Annotated in this window: 20 protein-coding genes; 10 read left to right on the forward strand and 10 right to left on the reverse strand. The window is 65.5% G+C overall.

The features are described from left to right. The first annotated feature begins 5 nt into the window (after positions 1–5). The 6 genes from PCO31010_RS11950 to PCO31010_RS11975 all read left to right on the forward strand — a co-directional run bounded on the left by PCO31010_RS11950 (position 6) and on the right by PCO31010_RS11975 (position 5,140). A complete protein-coding gene (locus PCO31010_RS11950; RefSeq protein WP_150664454.1) occupies positions 6–230 on the forward strand; it encodes a hypothetical protein in 225 nt (74 codons plus the stop codon). Next, complete coding sequence (locus PCO31010_RS11955) at positions 227–883, forward strand: chromate transporter (RefSeq protein ID WP_150664455.1); 657 nt, start codon at positions 227–229, stop codon at positions 881–883. Before PCO31010_RS11950 ends, PCO31010_RS11955 begins: the two co-directional genes overlap by 4 nt. 5 nt (positions 884–888) lie before the next feature. Then, entirely contained in the window at positions 889–1,413 is a 525-nt protein-coding gene (locus PCO31010_RS11960; RefSeq protein WP_246184565.1) for a chromate transporter, read from the forward strand. Between the two features lie 301 nt (positions 1,414–1,714). Further along, positions 1,715–2,971 carry an ergothioneine biosynthesis protein EgtB gene (gene egtB / locus PCO31010_RS11965; protein WP_150664596.1) on the forward strand — a complete coding sequence of 419 codons (1,257 nt, stop codon included), beginning with the start codon at positions 1,715–1,717 and terminating at the stop codon, positions 2,969–2,971. Next, on the forward strand, positions 2,971–3,963 hold the full coding sequence (gene egtD / locus PCO31010_RS11970) for an L-histidine N(alpha)-methyltransferase (protein WP_150664457.1): 993 nt from the start codon (positions 2,971–2,973) through the stop codon (positions 3,961–3,963). Before egtB ends, egtD begins: the two co-directional genes overlap by 1 nt. 349 nt (positions 3,964–4,312) lie before the next feature. Continuing rightward, complete coding sequence (locus PCO31010_RS11975; RefSeq protein WP_150664458.1) at positions 4,313–5,140, forward strand: DUF4088 family protein; 828 nt, start codon at positions 4,313–4,315, stop codon at positions 5,138–5,140. Positions 5,141–5,164: 24 nt separating this feature from the next. On the opposite strand, the gene PCO31010_RS11980 is transcribed toward PCO31010_RS11975, so the two are convergent. The 3 genes from PCO31010_RS11980 to PCO31010_RS11990 all read right to left on the reverse strand — a co-directional run bounded on the left by PCO31010_RS11980 (position 5,165) and on the right by PCO31010_RS11990 (position 7,437). Then, on the reverse strand, positions 5,165–6,058 hold the full coding sequence (locus PCO31010_RS11980) for a DMT family transporter (RefSeq protein WP_150664459.1): 894 nt from the start codon (positions 6,056–6,058) through the stop codon (positions 5,165–5,167). A 126-nt stretch (positions 6,059–6,184) separates the two neighbouring features. Then, complete coding sequence (locus tag PCO31010_RS11985; protein WP_150664460.1) at positions 6,185–7,177, reverse strand: hypothetical protein; 993 nt, start codon at positions 7,175–7,177, stop codon at positions 6,185–6,187. After that, positions 7,174–7,437, reverse strand: coding sequence for a hypothetical protein (locus PCO31010_RS11990; RefSeq protein ID WP_150664461.1), 264 nt, complete (start codon positions 7,435–7,437; stop codon positions 7,174–7,176). The genes PCO31010_RS11985 and PCO31010_RS11990 overlap by 4 nt, the downstream gene beginning before the upstream one ends. A gap of 453 nt (positions 7,438–7,890) precedes the next feature. On the opposite strand from PCO31010_RS11990, the gene PCO31010_RS11995 reads away from it, so the two are divergent. Continuing rightward, positions 7,891–8,367 (forward strand): nitrate reductase associated protein, encoded by a 477-nt coding sequence (locus PCO31010_RS11995; RefSeq protein WP_150664462.1) that lies wholly within the window; start codon positions 7,891–7,893, stop codon positions 8,365–8,367. Positions 8,368–8,397: 30 nt separating this feature from the next. Here the strand turns inward: PCO31010_RS11995 and garD are convergent, their stop codons facing one another. Further along, positions 8,398–9,984, reverse strand: coding sequence for a galactarate dehydratase (garD, locus tag PCO31010_RS12000; RefSeq protein ID WP_150664463.1), 1,587 nt, complete (start codon positions 9,982–9,984; stop codon positions 8,398–8,400). A 379-nt stretch (positions 9,985–10,363) separates the two neighbouring features. Here garD and kdgD point away from each other — a divergent pair, with 379 nt between their 5' ends. Then, positions 10,364–11,275 carry a 5-dehydro-4-deoxyglucarate dehydratase gene (gene kdgD, locus PCO31010_RS12005; protein WP_150664464.1) on the forward strand — a complete coding sequence of 304 codons (912 nt, stop codon included), beginning with the start codon at positions 10,364–10,366 and terminating at the stop codon, positions 11,273–11,275. Between the two features lie 10 nt (positions 11,276–11,285). Next, positions 11,286–12,860 carry an aldehyde dehydrogenase (NADP(+)) gene (locus PCO31010_RS12010; RefSeq protein WP_150664465.1) on the forward strand — a complete coding sequence of 525 codons (1,575 nt, stop codon included), beginning with the start codon at positions 11,286–11,288 and terminating at the stop codon, positions 12,858–12,860. 86 nt (positions 12,861–12,946) lie between these two features. Here the strand turns inward: PCO31010_RS12010 and PCO31010_RS12015 are convergent, their stop codons facing one another. From PCO31010_RS12015 to PCO31010_RS12025, 3 genes are all read right to left on the reverse strand, one after another. Further along, positions 12,947–13,957: an anti-sigma factor family protein gene (locus tag PCO31010_RS12015; RefSeq protein ID WP_174984659.1), complete on the reverse strand. Its 1,011-nt coding sequence runs from the start codon at positions 13,955–13,957 to the stop codon at positions 12,947–12,949. Beyond that, on the reverse strand, positions 13,957–14,529 hold the full coding sequence (locus tag PCO31010_RS12020; protein WP_150664466.1) for an RNA polymerase sigma factor: 573 nt from the start codon (positions 14,527–14,529) through the stop codon (positions 13,957–13,959). The genes PCO31010_RS12015 and PCO31010_RS12020 overlap by 1 nt, the downstream gene beginning before the upstream one ends. A gap of 176 nt (positions 14,530–14,705) precedes the next feature. Then, the gene (locus PCO31010_RS12025; protein ID WP_084103996.1) at positions 14,706–15,098 is read right to left on the reverse strand and encodes a COG4315 family predicted lipoprotein; all 393 of its coding nucleotides are present in this window, start codon (positions 15,096–15,098) and stop codon (positions 14,706–14,708) included. A 430-nt stretch (positions 15,099–15,528) separates the two neighbouring features. Here PCO31010_RS12025 and PCO31010_RS12030 point away from each other — a divergent pair, with 430 nt between their 5' ends. After that, positions 15,529–17,172 carry a methyl-accepting chemotaxis protein gene (locus PCO31010_RS12030; protein WP_246184566.1) on the forward strand — a complete coding sequence of 548 codons (1,644 nt, stop codon included), beginning with the start codon at positions 15,529–15,531 and terminating at the stop codon, positions 17,170–17,172. On the opposite strand, the gene PCO31010_RS12035 is transcribed toward PCO31010_RS12030, so the two are convergent. The 3 genes from PCO31010_RS12035 to PCO31010_RS12045 are packed head-to-tail and all read right to left on the reverse strand — an operon-like array spanning position 17,147 to position 20,075. Continuing rightward, complete coding sequence (locus PCO31010_RS12035; protein WP_150664597.1) at positions 17,147–18,046, reverse strand: ABC transporter permease; 900 nt, start codon at positions 18,044–18,046, stop codon at positions 17,147–17,149. The two genes, PCO31010_RS12030 and PCO31010_RS12035, sit on opposite strands and share 26 nt — an antisense overlap. 53 nt (positions 18,047–18,099) lie before the next feature. Beyond that, the gene (locus PCO31010_RS12040; RefSeq protein WP_150576152.1) at positions 18,100–18,984 is read right to left on the reverse strand and encodes an ABC transporter permease; all 885 of its coding nucleotides are present in this window, start codon (positions 18,982–18,984) and stop codon (positions 18,100–18,102) included. After that, positions 18,981–20,075 carry an ABC transporter ATP-binding protein gene (locus tag PCO31010_RS12045; protein WP_150664468.1) on the reverse strand — a complete coding sequence of 365 codons (1,095 nt, stop codon included), beginning with the start codon at positions 20,073–20,075 and terminating at the stop codon, positions 18,981–18,983. Before PCO31010_RS12045 ends, PCO31010_RS12040 begins: the two co-directional genes overlap by 4 nt. Positions 20,076–20,081 lie beyond the last annotated feature (6 nt).

Below are 20,081 nucleotides of genomic sequence, written 5' to 3' on the forward strand. Positions count from 1 at the left end.
CGCCCATGCTGGAGAATCTCGACCGCATCGCCCTGTCGCTCGACGCCATCGAAACCGCCGCCCGCGACGTCGCCATGCATTCCCCCCAGAACGCGCAAGCCCTCTACACCGCGCTCATGGAAATCCGTAACGCCATCGCACTCGTCGCTCAGGAAGTCGTGCGCCTCGAACACGAACTCCACGGCCCCCTGCAAGGCCACAACCATCCCCCCGGCAACGGACAATCGTGACATCCCACGCTTCCCCGCCGTCAGACGCGTCACACCCCGCGTCGTCAGCCCCCAGTTCCGCTACCCCCAACCCCACCGAACACCCCACCTGCTGGGACCTTGCGCTCGCCTTCGGCACCGTCGGCGCGACCGGCTTCGGCGGTGTCCTGCCGTGGGCACGCCGTATGGTGGTCGACCAGCGCCACTGGCTCACCGACCGGGAATTCGCTGAATTGCTCCCGCTCGCGCAACTCCTGCCCGGCCCCAACGTCGCCAATATCGCCACCGTCCTCGGCCGTCGCTTTCGCGGCCCGCGAGGAGCCGCCGCTGCCGTTGCAGGTCTCTATTTCTGCCCGACCATCGTCATCATCCTGATCGGCTTCGCTTACGCCAAGTGGGGACAGACACCCCTCGTCCAACACCTGCTGTCCGGCCTGATGCCTGCGGCGACCGGTCTGGTGATTGCGACGTCGGTGCGTCTACTTGCCGGGTTAAAACGCCACTGGACGACACTCGCGTTCGCCGCCGCAACCTTCCTCGGCAGTTTCGTTTTCGGACTGCCGCTGTTACTGGTCCTCGGGGTGCTCGGCCCTTGCGCGATCCTGAGTGCCTATCGACTTGAGCGGCTCGACAAGCGCGACCGGCAGCATCATCAAGGCGACGCCACGCCCTGACCATCATGACCACGCTCATCGATCTGTTCCTGCATGGCTCGCTCTGGTCGCTGCTCGCCGTCGGTGGCACCAACGTCACGCTCGCCGACATCCATCGCTACGCCGTCGACACCCGACACTGGATTACCGACGCCCAGTTCGTCACCTTCTTCTCGCTCGCGCAGGCCGCGCCCGGCCCCAACGGCATGGCCGTCACCCTGATCGGCTTGCAAGCCGCCGGACTGCCCGGCGCATTCACCGCCACGCTCGCCAAATGCGCCCCGAGTTCGCTCCTTGCGTATCTGGTTGGCGGATGGGTGGACCGTCACGAACACTCACCCTGGGTCCGCGCCGTACGCGCCGGTCTCGCGCCAATCACCGTCGGTCTGCTCGCCGCCAGCAGCGCGCTGCTCGCCCGGGAGGTCGATATCAACGTGGCGCGCGGACTCGTGACGCTCGTCGCGGTCGGCATCACCCTGCGCACCCGCTGGAACCCGCTGTGGCTCATCGCCGCAGGCAGCCTGCTCGGCCTCACTGGCTGGTTGATGTAGGCATCCTCCGACACAGCGCTCAGGCTTATGGCGCGCAGCGATGCAGGCAGACGACCGCCAGCGTCAACCGTCGTTACGAACCGTCACATACTGGCCCCAAACTGGGGGTACATGACGCCCCGGCAACGGGTCTACAATAGGCAGCACGTTTCACAGCACGGTGTGTCCCCGGATATTTCCTATGACCGTCCCCTGTTGTACGTCGCAAGCCGAGGCGCCCTCAGGCACCTCCCCCAATGCATCCCCCTCGCGGACCGCTCGCGATGGGCCGTCTGCCAATGCGGCGACGGCCTCGCAGATCATGTCGCCCGTCACGTCGCCGGTCACGTCCCTGCATGCTCGCTTCGACGCCGTGCGTGCCGCGTCCGTCGCCTTCGCGCAAGGCCTCTCGGACGCCGACGCCACCGTCCAGTCGATGCCCGACGCGAGCCCCATCAAGTGGCACCTGGCCCACACCACCTGGTTTTTCGAGACGTTTCTGCTGAGCGAGGCGAACGTTGCGGCCGGGCGACCCGCCCCCCGTTACCGCCCCTACGACCCCCGCTTCGCCTACCTCTTCAACTCGTATTACGAAGCCGCCGGTCCACGTCATCCGCGTCCGCAGCGCGGGCTGCTCACACGCCCCACGCTCGACGAAGTGCTCGCCTATCGCCGCCACGTCGACGCTGCCATGCACGCGCTCTTGCAACAGCCCGATCTCGCGCCCGACACCGTCGCGCTCATCACGCTCGGCCTGCATCACGAAGAGCAGCATCAGGAGTTGATGCACACCGACCTGCTGCATCTCTTCGCGCAGAATCCGCTGCGTCCCGCCCATCGTCCGCCATCGGCAGCGCTTCACGCGAGTGCGCCGCTGCAATGGATCGAGCACGGCGGCGGTCAACACAGCATCGGGCATCCGGGTGACGACAGCCGTTCTGGCGGTCACTTCGCCTTCGATTGCGAGACGCCCGCGCACGACGTTTTGGTCCGACCGTTCGCGATTGCGTCGCGCGTGGTAACGAACGGCGAATGGCGCGACTTCATCGAAGACGGCGGCTACCGCATGGCCGGACTCTGGCTCTCGGACGGCTGGGCGACGGTACAGCGTGAAGGCTGGGGACATCCGCTTTACTGGGAGCTGCACGACGGCGAATGGCAGTCGATGACGCTCGCAGGCATGCAGCCCGTCGACGACGACGCCCCAGTGCAACACGTGAGCTATTTCGAAGCGGATGCCTTCGCGCGCTGGGCGGGCAAGCGTCTGCCGACAGAACAAGAGTGGGAGGTGGCGGCAAGCGGCAGTGGCCGTACTTCGTCACCAATGCAACCCACGATGGAGCAGCGCTTTGGCCCGGTATGGCAATGGACAGCCAGTCCATACGTCGCATACCCGGGATTCCGGACGGCATCGGGGGCCGTCGGCGAGTACAACGGCAAGTTCATGTGCGGACAGTTCGTGCTGCGCGGCGGATCGCTCGCCACGCCGCCGGGCCACGCACGCGCCACGTACCGTAACTTCTTCTACCCGCATCAGCGCTGGCAGTTCTGCGGCCTGAGGCTCGCGGAGGACCGCTGATGTTGCAAGCTACACAATCCCAACAAGCCACGGCGTTCGTTTGCCCGTCATTGCCGGAAAACGCCTTTGCCACCGACGTGCTCGCCGGTCTCGGTCACACGCCGAAGACGCTGCCCAGCGTCTGGCTGTACGATCAGCGCGGCAGCGAACTCTTCGAAGAGATCACCGGCCTCGACGAGTACTACCAGACGCGCACCGAAACCACCCTGCTCGGCGAGTGCTCCGCCGCCATCGCCGATGTCGTCGGACCAAACGCCGTCGTCGTGGAGTTCGGCAGCGGGTCGAGCCGTAAGACACCGTTGCTGCTCGACGCCCTCGTGACGCCACGCGCGTATGTCCCCGTCGACATTGCCGATGACTTTCTGGACGACGCCGTCGCCACACTCGCGCGCCGCTGTCCCGGCATTCCGATGCTACCGGTGCGTGCCGACTTCACCCGCCCGTTCCACCTCCCGCCGCAGTTGCACAACACGCAAGGGCCACGCCTCGGCTTCTTCCCCGGCTCGACGATCGGCAACTTCGCGCCCGCACAGGCGGCCGCCTTCCTCGCGCATGTCGGCAAGATGCTCGGACCGCACCGACGCATGGTCGTCGGCGTGGACGCGTGCAAGGATCCCGCCGTGCTGTTGCCCGCGTACGACGACGCGCGCGGGGTGACGGCGCAGTTCGATCTGAACGTACTCGTGCGCATCAACCGCGAACTCGACGGCGATCTGCCGCTGGACGCCTTCCGTCACGAAGCCCGCTTCAACGCGAAGGCTAGCCGCATCGAGATGCATCTGGTCGCACAGCGCGCATTCTCGGCCACCGTCCTCGGCCATCGCTTCGATTTCTCGGCAGGCGAGTCCATCCATACTGAGAACTCCTACAAATATGGACAGACGGAGTTCCGCGCACTCGCGAACTCCGCCGGATGGGATATCGAGCGCGTCTGGCTCGACGCCCGCTCGCGCTTCGCCGTCTACCTGCTGCGCCCCGCCAACGGGGAGTGATCCGGGGGCCGTCTCCACAAGGCGTTGAAAGAAAATGCGCCCCGGAGGCTAAAGTTTTTACACCGTTGTGCCGTTGATGCATGCAGACTCATGCTGCCCGCCATGGACGTGACAAACGTCCGGCGGGACAGCCCATCTCACAGCGCACGGCCATGACCGCAGCGCACCGTTGATACGAATCGCTGCACATGACTTCACGCGCAATGGGGATGCACGTGGCACGGGCTCCGGCGGCTCCGCCTGTGGCCCGCCTCACTCACACGGGCACTCGCACCGACACTCGACCGGCCGACGCGACTTCGTTCGCGTGGGGCGGACACGCTTTCTCCGCGACCGGGAGCCGGTCACGATGAGCCGCATCGCCCTTACGCTCTCCGACAGCGCGCTGGCCGACCTGCAAAAGGATTTCGACGCCTTCGTGCGCATCTCCGCTGCCGTCGACCGTCACTTCACGCCGCCGCCGTTCGACGACTTCCTGCGCGCCCGCCTGCTCGACAGCACCGTGCCGCTCACCGAAGCCGCCGTCGCCCAACTGCTCGCGGGGGGCCACTACGCATGGGCCAAACGCACGTTCGACAAGCAGTTTCCGGACGTCGTTTCGATCATCCTGAATCAGGCGCGTCAGCACGGGTTCTATTTCGTCTCGCGCCCGGAATGGTCGCGCGAAGACATGGCGCGTCAGGCCAGCCGCTGGGCCGAGGGCATCGTGCGGGAAGCGAAGGGAGAGGAGCGCATCGTGGAATCGCTCGCCGGTCAGATCGTGACGTCGGCGCAGGACCTGCGAACGCTGGAGGCCACGTTGCAGACGCCCGCATGGCGCACCGCGTCGGTGCTGCGCGAACGTGTGTTCGAAGCCAAGCGCGCGGTCGAAACCGCCCGCTCGCTGCAAGCCCGCGAAAAGCTTGGTGAGCTGCGCGCGCTGCTCGATCTTGCCGTCATTTACGGCTCGGTCGGCGCTCAGGAAGCGGATCAGATTCTGGAGTATCTGGGCGTGCTGCGTCCCGAATTGTTCAACGACGATCCGGGTGTCTTCGAGCGCATCGCCGCCTGGTTGCGACGCCTGCTCACGCCGAGCGTGCCGCGCCCCGCACCCGTACAGGACGTTCAGGTGCCGACGCTTGGCACCGAAGCGTCGCATCAGAGCGCCGACGCCCTGCAAACGCCCGTCACGCGCTAGGCGTTTCAGGCACCCCCTTCAACGTCAGCGGTTAAAGATCAGCGCCACCCCCGCGCTGGCGATCAGCGCACCCCACCAGGCGCCCGCTGCCGGACGCTGCCGGGTGCGAATCCACAGCAGCGGCAACACCATCACCGGCGTGGTCGCCGAGAGCGTCGCGATGACGCCCGTGTTGCCATGCCCCATGCCATACAGCAGCAACGTCATGCCGACGGCCACGCCGACGAAGCCGGAGGCCGCTGTGAGCGCGAGCGTGCCCGGCGTAAAGTCCGAGAAGATGCCTCGCCCGCGTCGCGCCGCAAGGATCGTCAACCCGAGCGCCGACACGCCAACACGCACCGCCGACGCCCCCACCGGATCCACGCCAGCCGCCATCACGGGCTTGGCGATGAGCGTCCCGATCGAGTGGCACAGCGCCGCCGTCAACCCGATGGCGACACCCACGCGCACGTCGCCGCGTACCGACTCCCAGTGGTGCGCATCCTCGCGACGGCCGCCGAAGGCGATGGCTAGCGCCACCCCGGCTGTCACCAGCGCAACGCCCGCAACCGCCCGCCAGCCCAGCGCTTCGCCTAGCCAGAAGTACCCAAGTACGGCCGTCATCGGCGCATTGGTTGCAAAGACGATGGAGTTGCGTCGCGGCCCCAGGCGCCCGAGCGACGTGTAAAGAATCGTGTCGCCCACGAGAATGCCGATCAGCCCCGACGCTGTGAGCCGCAACCATTGTTCTAGCGACAGCGACGGCCAGCCGCGCAGCACCGCGAGTGCGAACAGCAGCATCGCGAAGACCAGCAGCATGCGGGCGTAGTTGAAGGGGAACGAACCGGCCTGACGGACAGGCGTGATGGCGATCATGCCGCTGCAAGCCCAGCAGAGGGCGGCACCGAGCGCGGCGAGGTAGGCGAGTTGGGTTGTCATGGTCAGGGGGCGGACGGCGTGGAGCCGCAACCGCCCCCGCCGTTGGGACGCCATTATACGAGTGACATGCCCCAATCGGGGGCATGCGTTGCTCGCCGACCTCAGGACTGCGCAGTGCCTCTCTCATCAGAGCTCTTCGTCGAGCCGATGCAACGCGTCGAACATCGCCCGGTATGCCGCCGCAACCCCATACGCGCCACGCAACATCCGCAGCCGCGACGGCACGTCCGGCTCGCCCGCGTCTTCGACCCATTGCGCGAGCAGCGCCGTGCCACCGCACACGCTTGCGTCATGCCGGGCATGCGCGCAGACGGCCGCGAAGCCGTCGGCCGCCGACGGATAGCGCTGCGCGAGCGCCTCGAACTGCGCTTCGATCTCGCTGGCCGCGCGCACCGTTGCGGGCGCCTGACACAGCGCACAACACCCGACGTAAGCGGGCATGTCACCCGCCGCGCCGATGATGAAGTCGATCAGCGCGTGCGTCGCATCGAAGGCACCGCTGTCCAGAAACGTGCGCGCCGCCGGGCCGCATCGCAACAACCCTGCGGCCAGCATCGTCGACTGACCGCGCTGCTCCCGGTACTGACGTAGCAGCAGCGGCCGCAGCGCCGCGTCGGTGCAGCGCTCCACCGCAATGCGATTATGGACATCGGCCCCTGCCGCGCGATGGTAGAGCTGCGCGAGAAACGCCAGTACCTGAATGTCGCTCGACTCGCCCGCGAGGAAACGTGTCCAGAACGGTGACGCGAAAATGCCGCGCACCCATGCGTCGCAGATCTGCCCGAACGCGGGCACGATGTCCTGACTGTCGCGAGGTGTTGCAGGCAACACGTGCACCAGTGCTTCGTCGACAAGCGTTGCCAGCCACGTCCCGCGCACAGGTGCTTGCGCCAGCAACACGCCATGCTTCATGCGTTCGAGCCACAACGCCGTGTCGACGGGCGCCTCGTGCAGCGTGCACGACACCTCATAGGACGATACGGTCACGGCGTCCGGTGCACATGTCCATTGCGCGTGCGGCGAGGCGATCACCCACACCGCGCCACCCGCCGACACCGACGCCTCTCCGCCCGCATCGTCTTGCGCGCGCAACACCGGGCGAGTCGCAACGGCGCTCATCGGACGATGGCTCCAAGCAACGTCAGACATTCGGGCGCGATGCTGCGCACCACGTCCACCCTCAACGAGCAGCCGCCATCGCCGCCCATACCCGGCGGCTGTGCAGCCTCGACCACCGCCAGGCGACGGCTCGTGCGCGGCTTGCTACGTACGGCACTGGCACGGCTCGCAGGCTCCGACACCTCGGGCGACGCCGCTGAGCCGTGCGACGTTGACGCCTTGGGCGACTCCAGGACTACGGGAAGAAAGGGAAATGGCATCGGCGACGCATTTGACGTACGGGGTGGCATGTCGGCTCCTGTCGGGGGTGAATCGGGAATGGATCGGCAGAACGCCTACCTTAGGAAATCCGGACGGCCTTGGGAAAGAACCGAATCTCTAGGACGCTTCACATTGCAAGGAATGTGAACTGTCCGAAATCGCTGGGCGGCCGCTCAAAGTCAGCCTTTCCGTGCTACGGGACGTCTCGCGAAACGATGGAAATTTTCAGTGTTCGCCCGAGTGTTTTTGAGAGTTTTCCCAAGAACAATTGGCAATTTTGGAAAGACATTACCCGCGAGAGGGACGCCGAAAGCGGTGCCACATTGGCCAGATTCTCCGCGTCGATGCGTCGCCATGCCGCATCGTCATGCGCGCACCCCGTCCGCAATCGCCCTCGGGGCGCGAGTACAATCGGCCGCATGCGATACGTCGCCACACGAGGAGTGACAGCCATGCACCTTTACCAGCGTCTGCCGATGTTTGTTTTCGAAATTGAAGCTTGCGAAAACCTCAAATACATCACGATGGCGATTCGCTTCAATCTGGATCGTAACGGCCAGCATCTGTCGCTGGCGGACTGGCAACGCCTGCCGCAGGAAGCCCGTGAGACGCTCGCGTCGTGCGTGCCGGGCGACGAGGATTTTACGGCGCGACTCGACGAGATCGCGCGCGATCATCTGGGGCAGGCCGTCGAGCGCAGTGTCGACGCCGCCCCCACGGCGTGGCAGGACATGAACGCCCTGCCGCCGGGGTTGCTCAAGCAATGCGAGATGGCCGACCTGCTGGTGCCGGACGTCGGCGACTGGGGCACGCTCACGCCGTTTCGCCGGTACGTCCTCACGAAGCTGTCACGGCGCGACACGCTCAATCACTGCTTCGTGCCCGCCATGCTCGAATTCGGACTCGCGCAGACGCAAGCCGAACTCTGAACTGCGCGCCAGCACATCGACGCGCCGGTTTCAGGTCACCGGCGCCGGGTTGAACAACGTAAGCGCGTTGTGCAGCCCCCATCGCTCGGCCCACGTCTTTTCACCGCTTGCGACGGCCAGCATCAGGTGGAACAACTGCCAGCCCACGTCTTCGATGGTGGCCTCGCCCGTGGCGATCCGTCCGGCATCCACATCCATCAAATCGTGCCAGCGACGCGCCAGATCCGAGCGCGTCGCCACCTTGATGACGGGCACCTCGGCGAGTCCATAAGGCGTCCCACGCCCGGTCGTGAACACATGCAAATTGATACCTGCGGCCAGTTGCAGCGTGCCGCAGATGAAATCGCTCGCGGGCGTCGCGGCGTAGATCAGCCCGCGCTGGTGTTCACGGTCGAGCTTCGCGCCCGGGGAAATCACGCCGTGAATGGGCCCGCTGCCCGACTTCACAATCGACCCCATCGCCTTCTCGACGATATTGGACAACCCGCCGCGCTTGTTGCCCGGTGTGGTGTTGGCACTGCGGTCGACGCGCCCGCGCTCCAGGTATGCGTCGTACCAGGCCATCTCGCGAATCATCGCCTCGGCCACTTCCGGTGTGGCCGCGCGTGAAGTCAGTTGGTCGATGCCGTCGCGCACTTCGGTCACCTCGGAGAACATGACCGTCGCGCCCGCACGCACAAGCAGGTCGGTGGCGAAGCCCACTGCCGGGTTGGCCGTCACACCGGAGAACGCGTCGCTGCCACCGCACTGCACACCGACAATCAGCTCCGACGCGGGCACCGTCTCACGCTGACGCGCATTGAGTCGCTCCAGATGGGTGCGCGCCATCGTCAGGATCGAATCGATCATCGACAGAAAGCCGACGTGTGCGTCGTCCTGTAGACAGACGGTGTCGGGCTTCCCGTCGGCATCGGTGCTGCCGATGGGAATGCTGCCCGCCGGGAGCAAACGTTCCGGCTGCAACTTCTCGCAGCCGAGACTCACGACCATCACTTCGCCACCAAAGTTGGGATTGGTGGAGATGTTGCGCAGCGTGCGGATCGGGACGATGGCGTCCGGTGCGTCGATGGCCACGCCGCAGCCATACGTATGCTCCAGCGCGACGACGTCGTCGACGTTCGGATACTGGGGCAGCAACGTCTCCTTGATGCGTTTGACGGCGAACTCCACCACGCCTGCCACGCACTGCACCGTGGTCGTGATGGCGAGGATGTTGCGCGTGCCGACCGAGCCATCGGCATTCCGATAGCCCTTGAACGTGAAGCCGTCAAGCGGCGGCAATTCGGCAGGCACGCGCGTGCTGATCGGCAGACGGTCGAGCGACGGCGCTTCGGGCATCGCGATGTTCCGCTCGTTGACCCAACTGCCTGCGCTCAGATCGCGCGCCGCGTAGCCGATGACCACGCCGTAGCGAACCACCGCAGCGCCTGCGGCCAGATCGATCAGCGCCACCTTGTGGCCCTGCGGTACAGCATCGATGAGCGTGAGTCCGTCCGCAAACCGACTACCCGCGGGCAAGCCGCCGTCGTTCACCACGATGGCGACGTTGTCCTCTGCCTGCATCCGAATGTAGCGCGGCGCGTCTTTCCCGCCGGCCGTCTCCTGCGTTGCTGCCATGTCCCTCACCCCTCCCATCTCATCCCGCCAGCCCCGCGTTCCACGACGTTCGCCTTTCTCGATACCTGCGATCTGTCGCATCACCCGGGCCATGACACAAAAACCACGGGCGGTCGTTGATGTTCGCTCAACCACCCGTCACTTATGTGTCATCATACATCTAGAACCCCAGCCATGCGTGGCTTTACGGGCCTCTGCGCGAATCGGGAAAAACCCTTCCCACGCCTTTTGCGGGTTTATCCCACTGCCATTCGACGGGTCAGCCTCTTGTCCGGCCTCATCACATGTTATACGATGACATATAACTCAGCGCCGAGCGCTGGTTGAGCGCCTTCTTTATTCATCGAATCCGGCCCATCAGCCGACAGGAACTCTTGAAATGACCGCACCTCAAGAACTCAAGCAAATCGTCTCGGACGGCTTGTTGTCTTTCCCCGTGACCGACTTCGACGCGAACGGCGACTTCAACGCACGCGGCTACGCCGAGCGTCTGGAGTGGCTCGCGCCGTTCGGCGCGACGGCGCTCTTCGCCGCCGGCGGCACGGGCGAATTCTTCTCGCTCACGCCGCAGGATTACAGCGCCGTGATCAAGACGGCCGTCGACACGTGCGCGGGCAAGGTGCCGATTCTCGCGGGCGCGGGCGGCCCGACCCGTCTGGCCATCGAGTACGCAAAGGAAGCCGAGCGTCTGGGCGCGAAGGGTGTGCTGCTCATGCCGCACTACCTGACGGAAGCCAGCCTCGACGGCATTGCCGCGCACGTCGAACAGGTCTGCAAAGCCGTGAACATCGGCGTGATCGTCTACAACCGCGCGAATTCGAAGCTCGGCGCGGACCAACTGGAGCGTCTGGCCGAGAACTGCCCGAACCTGATCGGCTTCAAGGACGGCGTGGGCGACATCGAGCGCATGGTGCAGATTCGTCGCCGCATGGGCGATCGCTTCTCGTATCTGGGTGGCCTGCCGACGGCAGAAGTCTACGCAGCGGCCTACCGCGCGCTGGGCGTGCCGGTGTACTCGTCGGCTGTGTTCAACTTCATTCCGAAGACGGCGATGAAGTTCTATCGCGCCGTGTGCAACAACGATCAGGAGACCATCGGCCACCTGCTCGACGTGTTCTTCCTGCCGTACCTGGAGATTCGCAACCGTCGCGCAGGCTACGCCGTGAGCATCGTCAAGGCGGGTGCCAAACTGGTCGGTCACGACGCCGGTCCGGTGCGCGCACCGCTGACCGACCTGCTGCCGGACGAACTCGCCGCGCTCGACGCGCTGATCAAGAAGGTCGAAGGCTAAGGGGCGCCGCATGCAGATTACCGGTGAGATGTTGATCGGCCGCGCCGACGTGCGCGGCAGTGCGGGAACGCTTGAAGCGTTCGACCCGTCGCGTGGCGAACGCCTGACGCCGTCGTTCGGCGCGGGCACCGTGCAGGACGTCGAGCGTGCGTGCGAGCTGGCGCGCGCGGCTTTCGATCCGTTCCGCGCGTTGCCGCTGGCGAAGCGCGCCGAGTTTCTGGAAGCCGTCGCGCAGGCCATCCTCGATCTGGGCGACGCCCTGATCGAACGCGGCCACGCCGAGACCGGCCTGCCCGTCGCCCGTCTGCAAGGTGAGCGCGGACGCACCGTCGGCCAGTTGCGGATGTTCGCCCGCGTGGTGCGCGACGGCCATTTCCTCGACGCCACCATCGACCCCGCGCAACCGGCACGCGAACCGCTGCCGCGCAGCGACCTGCGTCTGTCGAAGATCGGTCTTGGCCCCGTGGCGGTGTTCGGCGCGAGTAACTTCCCGCTGGCGTTCTCCGTGGCGGGGGGCGATACGGCGTCGGCATTCGCGGCGGGTTGCCCGGTGATCGTGAAGGCACACTCCGCGCATTTGGGAACGTCGGAGCTCGTGGCACGCGCCGTGCGCTCGGCCGTGCAGAAGCTCGATTTGCCGGAAGGCGTGTTCTCGCTGCTCGTCGGCGAGCGTGCCGTGGGCGAGGCACTGGTGGCGCATCCCGCGATCGCGGCCGTCGGTTTCACCGGTTCGCGTAATGGCGGTCTCGCACTGCAACGCATCGCCCAGTCGCGCGCGGTGCCGATTCCCGTGTATGCCGAGATGAGCAGCATCAACCCGGTGTACCTGTTGCCCGAAGCGCTGGCCGCACGCGGCGACGCCATCGCGAAGGGTTTCGTCGATTCGCTGACGATGGGTGTCGGTCAGTTCTGCACGAACCCCGGGCTGGTGCTGGGCCTCGCGGGCGACGCGCTCGAACGTTTCTGCCAGACGGCATCCGACGCGCTGGCAGCCAAGGCCGCAGGCACCATGCTCACGCCGGGCATTCATCAGGCGTATGACAAGGGTGTCGCGCGTCTGGCCGATGAACCGAACGTGACGCTCGTCGCGCGCGGTCAGGCGGGCGGCGCATGTCAGGGTCAGGCGGCCCTGTTCCGCACGACGGCCGCCGAGTTTCTCGCCACCCCCGCGCTGCACGACGAAATGTTCGGGCCTGCGTCGGTCGTGATTGCTTGCAACACCGTCGACGAAATGATCGCCATCACGGAACGTCTGGAAGGTCAGTTGACGGCCACGCTGCAACTCGACGCTGGCGACACGGCTAACGCTCGCCGTTTGCTGCCGAGTCTGGAACGTCGCGCCGGACGCATTCTCGCCAACGGTTTCCCGACCGGCGTCGAGGTGTGTCACGCGATGGTGCACGGCGGCCCGTTCCCGGCGACGTCGAACGCGATGTTCACGTCTGTCGGCGCATCGGCCATCGATCGCTTCCTGCGCCCCGTCTGCTATCAGGATCTGCCGGACGCTCTTTTGCCTGAAGCCTTGCAGGAGCGCAATCCGCTCGGTCTGTGGCGACTTCGCGATGGCGCGCTCGCACAAGCGTAATCGCAATCGCTGTCCCGCAATGACAAACGCCCTCGGATTCGAGGGCGTTTGTTTTGGTGCGACGTACGGACAGAAAGCGACGGTCGTTATGAAGCCTTATACGGCGACTGCAGCGAGGTCAGGTCCCGCAGCATCAACATCCCGTAAAGCGGCGCGACGGGGCCGTCGGCCAGTGCTTTCGCCACGGCCTTGAGATCGGTCGACCCCGGCGCCCCGATGAGCGCATAGCCGATCTGTCCCTTGCGCCACGTCACCACGCCCATCTTGTCGATCTGCTGCTCCGCCACGCTCTGATCGGGACGCGTATCGCGCACCACACACAGCGCCACAGGGTCGCCCGTCGCCGGGAGATACACCATCTGCACCAGCGCCCGGTCCTGCCAGCGCAGACGCTGCACGCGCTTGAACGTCAGGCCCTGCGAACGCAGGTCGGGCACGCTGATGTCGAGCTTGTCGTTCTGATGGATCTCGTTGACGGTGCGCTCGGTGTCGCTGTCGTCGACGTGAATCGACGCCACCGTGTCACGCGCATACAACTGCTGATACTCGGCCGCTGCGCGCACCCATGTCCGGCCCTGCGCGGGCGCAGGGGTGACAGAGGCGGTCATGAAGCCCCCCGCACCCGAGCGATTCAGCACGCCCGACATCAACGGCAGCGTAATCGCCGTCGCCGCAACACCCGCCGCGAAGGCCGCCGCGAGCCACCACGGGCGCACGCGTCGTCCGGCAGGCGCATCGTTGGCAGCGGGCACGTTGTGCGTCGTGTCGACACGCACGGGCTGCAACGGTAGCGATGTCGTAGATTTAATGGCGTCGGGTGCGTGCGTGTCCTGTTGAACCGACTGAGTCGGCGGCGAGGCCTGACGTTGCGCGTGTTCGCGCAGGAGTGCGTCGAGACCGGCGCTCAGGCTCTGCGGCACCGGCGGAATCACTTGCGCCGCGAACGTCTCGAGATACGGCAGACGCGAGGCCCGCAACGACGCAACCGCGTCGGCCAGTTCGGGCGACGCGGCAATGGCCGCTTCCACTTCCGCACGCTCCGCCGGAGGCAGTGCGTCGTCCACGTAAGCGAGCAGGCGGATATCGTCTTCGTTCATCACGCGTCCTCCTCACGTGCGCCAGCGGCCGAGCCACCCCGAAGGGTGCGCTCTGCCGTGCGGGGTTGCCCCTCGGGGTTACGAAACTGGTCGCCGATGGTACGGCGTGCGCGTGACAGACGGCTCATGACCGTGCCGATGGGCACGTCGAGCACTTCTGCCGCTTCCTGATAACTCATACCCTCCACCGCCACGAGCAGCAACACGAGACGTTGCGCTTCGGGCAGACGGTCGACCGCACCGAAGACCTGATGACAACTGGCCAGTTCTTCGGGCGTGGATGCCTGAAAATCGGGAATCGCATCGACGTCGGCTTCGTCCCACGCCAGACTGCCGCGCGAACGCACGCGCCGCGCGCGGATCTCGTTGATCCACGTCGTATGCACGATGCTGAACATCCAGCTCAACGCCGAGGATCCCGGCTGCCACTGGTGCACGCGCTCCAGCGCGTGCACGCAAGCGCGTTGCACAAGATCCTCGGCATCATGGCGATCGCCCGTAATGCGCAAGGCGAACGCCCAGAGGCGTGGCAGCAAGCCCGGAAGCAAGCTGGGTAAATCCTGACCGGTCATCGGCGAATTTCCTGGCGGAGGGTGCGTGACGGCCACCCAGTCCGAAGCATCGCCAGCGAGTACCGCTGGCACCTGCCGCGAAATTATACTGAGCCGCCGCGACTTTGCATGCGCGTTCCCAGCCCGCCGATATGCCAACACGCGCCGCTCCCCGTCAGAATCCCGTCAGCGCCTGCTCAGGGCTTGACAACGTGCCACACGTCCTTGAAGCCGTCGCCCTTCTTGTCGCCTGCGGCCGCGTCCTTCGCGAACAGGTACAGCGGCTTGCCCTTGTAGGCCCACTGCTTCATACCGTCGTCGCGCGTGACGATGGAATAGTTGCCTTCGGCCTTGGCACCGCCATCGGCCATGACCGGCGGCCAGGCCGTCGCGCATCCGCCGTTGCAAGCACTCTTGCCGCTGCCTGCCACATCGTTGTCAAACGTATAGACGGTGCGGTTCTGCGCGTCGACGAGCATGCCGTCGGCCGTCTTGAGCGGGACTTCCGCGTGGGCCGCAGCAGCAGCGAACAGACCGGCGGCAGCCACGAGGCTGGTGAGAACAGCGGACATCGATTGACGTTGGTTCATGACTTTGGCTCCTGAGTGAAATGTCGTTGTCGACACTCTCTGAACGCTTCGCGCCGACCCTTTATTCCACACCTTTCTTAAGATATTTATTGTTGCGGCGCAGCACGCCAAGTGGCCGATATCGCGTCTGATCCGTCGGGAGTTCCAACAGGCACAACGCATACTCAAGCGCGTCGCCTCAACGGACCGTTGACCGCTATCGACTCTGCCTAAGCGGAATAATCGCCGTCTGCCAGACGTTTGCCCGTCGGGCAATGCGCCCAACCGCGCACCGACGCGCCGCGATGCACCGCCCATGCGCGTCAGGTATAAAAACGATCAGACCGGACACATTCACATGAACGCCTCATCCAGCGCATCTGCATTAGCCGCTCCGCACACCGCCTCACACACCTCTTCGCATACACCGTCGTTACCCCGTCAGTCCCGAATGAGCGTGGCCGCCCGGCTCGGGCTGAGCTTCACCGTCATCCTCGCGATGATGCTCGCGCTGGCCGCGCTCGCCGTGCTTCGCGTGCATGGCATCGAGCGCACGCTCACGAACATCAGCGACAACAACAATGTGAAGCAGCAGTACGCCGTGAACTTTCGCGGCAGCGTGCACGACCGCGCCATCGCCGTGCGCGACATCACGCTGGCCGACGACACCCATGTCGACGAAATCGTCGCGCTCATCGAGCGCCTGAACGCCGACTATCAGCGCTCTGCCGGACCGATGGACGCCCTCTTTGCGCCATCGAACGCCGAACGCGTGAGCGCAGAAGAACGCGACGATCTCGCCGCGATCAAGTCCATCGAAGCGCGCACGCAACCGATCATCGCGCAGGTGATCACACTGCGCCGCGCGGGCGACCTCGACGGCGCGCGCCGTCTCGTGCTCGAACAGGCGCGTCCGGCCTTCGTCGACTGGCTCGCGGCCATCAACCGCATGATCGATCTCGAAGACCGCACCAGTCACACGGAATCGATGGCCGCCGTCGCGAGCGCACACGGCTTTCAGACCGTGATGCTCGCGCTGGTGCTCGTCGCGCTGACGTGCGGCGCGGTCATGGCGTTTCTGATTACGCGTCAATTGCGACGTGCGCTGGGCGCAGAGCCGGACGACGTCAAAGCGCTGGCGCTGGCGGTGGATCGTGGCGAGCTGTACCACGAGTTCGACGTCGGACGCGCAGCATCGAATACGTCAAACGCATCGAACCGCGAACACGACACGAGCATCATGGCGTCGCTCGCGGAGATGGCGACGAATCTGCGCCATGCGGTCACGCAAGTGCGCCACGCGTCGCACGACGTCACGGCGATCAGCCACCGCATCGCCTCGGGCAACCGCGACCTCGCCGCACGCACCGCCGAGCAGGCCAGTTCGCTGGAGCAGACCGCCGCCGCGATGGAAGAACTGACGTCGACCGTCAGCCAGAACGACGACAACTCGCGCGGCGCGAACGATCTCGCCCACCGCGCGGCCGAGATGGCGGAGCAAGGTGGCGACATGGTCGAGCAAGTGGTCACGACGATGTCGTCCATTGACACGTCGTCGCGCAAGATCGTGGACATCATTGCGGTCATCGAAGGCATCGCCTTCCAGACGAACATCCTCGCGCTGAACGCCGCCGTCGAAGCCGCACGTGCGGGCGAACAGGGCAAGGGGTTCGCGGTGGTCGCAGCAGAAGTGCGCAGCCTCGCCGGACGCAGCTCAGCAGCCGCGAAGGAAGTGAAGCAACTGATCGACGCGTCCGTCGCAGAAGTCGCCTCGGGCACGACGCTCGTGCAGAACGCGGGCAAGACGATGCGCGAGATCGTGGCGCGCGTGAAGCAGGTCAGCAACGCGATGGACGAAATCAGCGCCGCCAGCCACGAGCAGAAGCAGGGAATCGAGGAAGTGAATCGCGCGATTGCGCTGATGGATCAGGTGACGTCGCACAACGCGGCGCTGGTGGAAGATGCCGGCGCGGCCGCGCAGATGTTGCAGCAACAGGCGCAGGCGCTCACGTTGTCGGTCGGTCGCTTCCAGCTGGAAGCGACCGGAGCCAACAATGCAGACGCCGCGATCACTCGCCCTTCGGCGCTTCCTTGACGCGGCTGACCAACTGCGTCGGACTCACGAATTGCAGCGCGATGAGCACCCAGAGCAACGTGATGGCCATGTAGATCATCGCCATCGCGTCGATAGACTGCGGGGCTCTCACGCCGGTCGAGAACACTGCGTAGTAGAGCGCGACGACCAGCGTCTGCGTGTCCGGACCGGCGGTGAAGAACGTCAGCTCGAACATGCCGATGGTGCGCACGAGCACGAGCAGCCCCGCCGCGAGAATGCCCGGCACCAGCAATGGCAGCAACACGTGACGGAAGTACTTCAGCGTGTTCGCACCGAAAATGCGCGCTGCGGCTTCGAGGTTCGGATCGATCTGCTCGATGAACGGGGTCATCACCAGAATCACGAACGGCAGCGACGGCACGAGATTCGCGAGAATTACGCCCGTGAGCGTGCCGCCCAGTCCGACCTTGTAAAGCACGGTCGCCATCGGAATGCCGTACGTCACCGGCGGCACAATCAGCGGCAACAGAAACACCAGCATCGCAAGCTTCTTGCCGGGGAACTGCGCTCGGGCCAGTGCATACGCCGCAGGCACACCCAGCGCAATCGACAGGAGCACGACTGCGCCCACGACTTCTACCGTCACCCATAGCACATCGGCGAGTTGAAAGTCGCGCCATGCCTGCGCGTACCAATGCAGCGTGAAACCTTCGGGCAGCGGCGTGCCGAACCAGCGCGTGGCGAACGAGTTCATCGTGACGGTGGCGATCATCAGCGCCACGTTCACGAGGAAGAAGATCATCGTGCCCCAGACGAGCACGCGCCACAGACGCGAGCCCGGCCCTTCGCGGCGCATTTTGCGCCTGACTTCGGGAACGGCTGCCGACTGGCTGACGGGCGCCTGCGTTGTCATGAAATCTCCGTTCTGCGCGGCCAGCGTACCGGCCGGATTCTTGTCTGCGACACTCATCCCTTGCCTCCCGTGGTCGGACCGCTATAGAACGCCCGACGCGCGCCGAGCATGCCCGCCACGATCAGCAACTGCACGAATCCCATCACAATCGCCACGCATGATGCGAGCGAGTAGTCGTAGCTCTCGAACGCGGCTTCGTACGCGGCAATCGACACCACGCGCGTCGCCCCTGCGGGCACGCCGAGCAGCACCGCCGACGGGAACACCGAGAATGCCTGCACAAACGACAGACACGCCGCCATCGTCAGGCCCGGCACCAGCAGCGGCAGATAGATCAGACGGAATTGCTGCCACGGCCCGGCACCCAGCGTACCCGCCGCGCGCGCGAGCGTCGGATCGATACCGGTGACGTACGACAGGATCAGCAGGAACGCGAACGGGAAGCCCGAGATCACCAGCGAGATCAGTACGCCCCAATAATTGTGCGTGAGACGCACTTCGTCGTGATACAGCCCCAACGCATGCAACGCCTGCGGGAACCAGCCGTTCGGCCCGTAGTAGGTCAGCATGCCGTCGGCGATGAGCACGGTGCCGAGCGTTACGGGAACGACCAGCAGCATCGTCACGAACTTCGACGCCCGCGTGCTCTTGCGCAACGCGAACGCCGCGGGGATCGATGCCCCCACGTTGATCAGCGTGGCGGGCACGGCGAGCTTGAGCGTGATCAGCACCGTCGGCCACAACGTCGGCTCGGTGAAGAACTTCAGATAGTTCGCGAAAACGCCGCCACCCTCCATCGGCTGGAAAGACAGGAACAGACCGTACGCGAACGGATAGACGAACATCGCGATCAGGCACACAAGCGCGGGCGCGACGAGCCAGCCGCGCCCGTCAGCACGCGCCGCCGGTGTCATCGACACAGAAGCGGCGGCACTCATGCGCGCTCCCCGGTGTAGACCAGCGTGCGGTCGGCCGGTACGCGCAGCGGCACGCGCTCGCCGACGGCGTAATCGCCCGGCAAACGCGCGTACAACTGACCGAACGGCGACGCCACGCGCAGCAGCGAATCGCGACCGCCGTACTCCACCGTCTCGACCACCACTTCGAAGGCGTTGTCGTTAGCGGCCGGTGCGCGCTCGAAATCGTCGGGACGAATCGCCACGGAAACCTTGCCTTCGACCTTGCCACCGCTGGCGGGCGGCTCCATCAACACACCGTCGAACGACGCCCCGCCGCACGACACGCGGGCATGCTCGCCCTGTGCCGACGTGATCGACACGTCGAGCACATTGCGATAGCCCATGAAGCGCGCCACGTGCAGATTGCGCGGACGGCCATACACGTCGCGCGGTGCGCCGATCTGCTGCACCACCCCCTCTTTCATCACGACGATGCGGTCCGCCATCGAGAGCGCTTCGTCCTGATCGTGCGTGACGTAAATCGTCGCGCGGTCGAGCTTGCCGTGAATGCGACGGATTTCGGCGCGCATCTCGATACGCAGCTTCGCGTCGAGGTTCGACAGCGGTTCGTCCATGAGCACAACCGGCGGCTCGATCACGATGGCACGCGCAATCGCGACACGTTGCTGCTGACCGCCCGACAACTGCCCCGGCAACTTGCGCTCGTGCCCGACGAGTTGCACGAGCTGCAAGGCTTCGCGGGCACGCTTCTCGATCTCGGCGCGCGGCGTGCCGCGCATCCGAAGACCGAAGCCCACGTTATCGAGCACGCTCATGTGCGGGAACAGCGCGTAGTTCTGGAACACCATGCCGAAGCCGCGCTTCTCGCTGGGCAGTACGTCGATGCGCTCGTCGTCGAGCCAGATCGCGCCGCCCGTGAGCGGCGTGAGTCCGGCAATGCAGTTGAGCGCCGTCGACTTGCCGCAGCCCGAAGGCCCCAGCAGCGCGATGAACTCGCCACGCTCGATGGTCAGATCGAGGCCGTTCAACGCGGCCACCGACTGCCCCTCGGCGTTGGTGAAGCTGCGCGCCACGTGATCGAGGCGCAGTTGTTGAAAGTTGTGCTTCATGACGCA

The sequence above is a fragment of the Pandoraea commovens genome, assembly GCF_902459615.1.
Taxonomy (GTDB): domain Bacteria; phylum Pseudomonadota; class Gammaproteobacteria; order Burkholderiales; family Burkholderiaceae; genus Pandoraea; species Pandoraea commovens.

Bases quoted from the DNA above. Each gene is read 5' to 3' on its own strand.
- kdgD (WP_150664464.1), top strand. From the start codon at position 10,364: ATGACCGCACCTCAAGAACTCAAGCAAATCGTCTCGGACGGCTTGTTG.
- PCO31010_RS11960 (WP_246184565.1), top strand. From the start codon at position 889: ATGACCACGCTCATCGATCTGTTCCTGCATGGCTCGCTCTGGTCGCTG.
- PCO31010_RS11990 (WP_150664461.1), bottom strand. From the start codon at position 7,437: ATGCCATTTCCCTTTCTTCCCGTAGTCCTGGAGTCGCCCAAGGCGTCA.
- PCO31010_RS11985 (WP_150664460.1), bottom strand. From the start codon at position 7,177: ATGAGCGCCGTTGCGACTCGCCCGGTGTTGCGCGCGCAAGACGATGCG.
- egtB (WP_150664596.1), top strand. From the start codon at position 1,715: ATGTCGCCCGTCACGTCGCCGGTCACGTCCCTGCATGCTCGCTTCGAC.
- PCO31010_RS12045 (WP_150664468.1), bottom strand. From the start codon at position 20,075: ATGAAGCACAACTTTCAACAACTGCGCCTCGATCACGTGGCGCGCAGC.
- PCO31010_RS12035 (WP_150664597.1), bottom strand. From the start codon at position 18,046: ATGACAACGCAGGCGCCCGTCAGCCAGTCGGCAGCCGTTCCCGAAGTC.
- PCO31010_RS12010 (WP_150664465.1), top strand. From the start codon at position 11,286: ATGCAGATTACCGGTGAGATGTTGATCGGCCGCGCCGACGTGCGCGGC.
- egtD (WP_150664457.1), top strand. From the start codon at position 2,971: ATGTTGCAAGCTACACAATCCCAACAAGCCACGGCGTTCGTTTGCCCG.
- PCO31010_RS11950 (WP_150664454.1), top strand. From the start codon at position 6: ATGCTGGAGAATCTCGACCGCATCGCCCTGTCGCTCGACGCCATCGAA.
- PCO31010_RS12015 (WP_174984659.1), bottom strand. From the start codon at position 13,957: ATGAACGAAGACGATATCCGCCTGCTCGCTTACGTGGACGACGCACTG.
- PCO31010_RS12040 (WP_150576152.1), bottom strand. From the start codon at position 18,984: ATGAGTGCCGCCGCTTCTGTGTCGATGACACCGGCGGCGCGTGCTGAC.
- PCO31010_RS11975 (WP_150664458.1), top strand. From the start codon at position 4,313: ATGAGCCGCATCGCCCTTACGCTCTCCGACAGCGCGCTGGCCGACCTG.
- PCO31010_RS11995 (WP_150664462.1), top strand. From the start codon at position 7,891: ATGCACCTTTACCAGCGTCTGCCGATGTTTGTTTTCGAAATTGAAGCT.
- PCO31010_RS11980 (WP_150664459.1), bottom strand. From the start codon at position 6,058: ATGACAACCCAACTCGCCTACCTCGCCGCGCTCGGTGCCGCCCTCTGC.
- garD (WP_150664463.1), bottom strand. From the start codon at position 9,984: ATGGCAGCAACGCAGGAGACGGCCGGCGGGAAAGACGCGCCGCGCTAC.
- PCO31010_RS12030 (WP_246184566.1), top strand. From the start codon at position 15,529: ATGAGCGTGGCCGCCCGGCTCGGGCTGAGCTTCACCGTCATCCTCGCG.
- PCO31010_RS12020 (WP_150664466.1), bottom strand. From the start codon at position 14,529: ATGACCGGTCAGGATTTACCCAGCTTGCTTCCGGGCTTGCTGCCACGC.
- PCO31010_RS12025 (WP_084103996.1), bottom strand. From the start codon at position 15,098: ATGAACCAACGTCAATCGATGTCCGCTGTTCTCACCAGCCTCGTGGCT.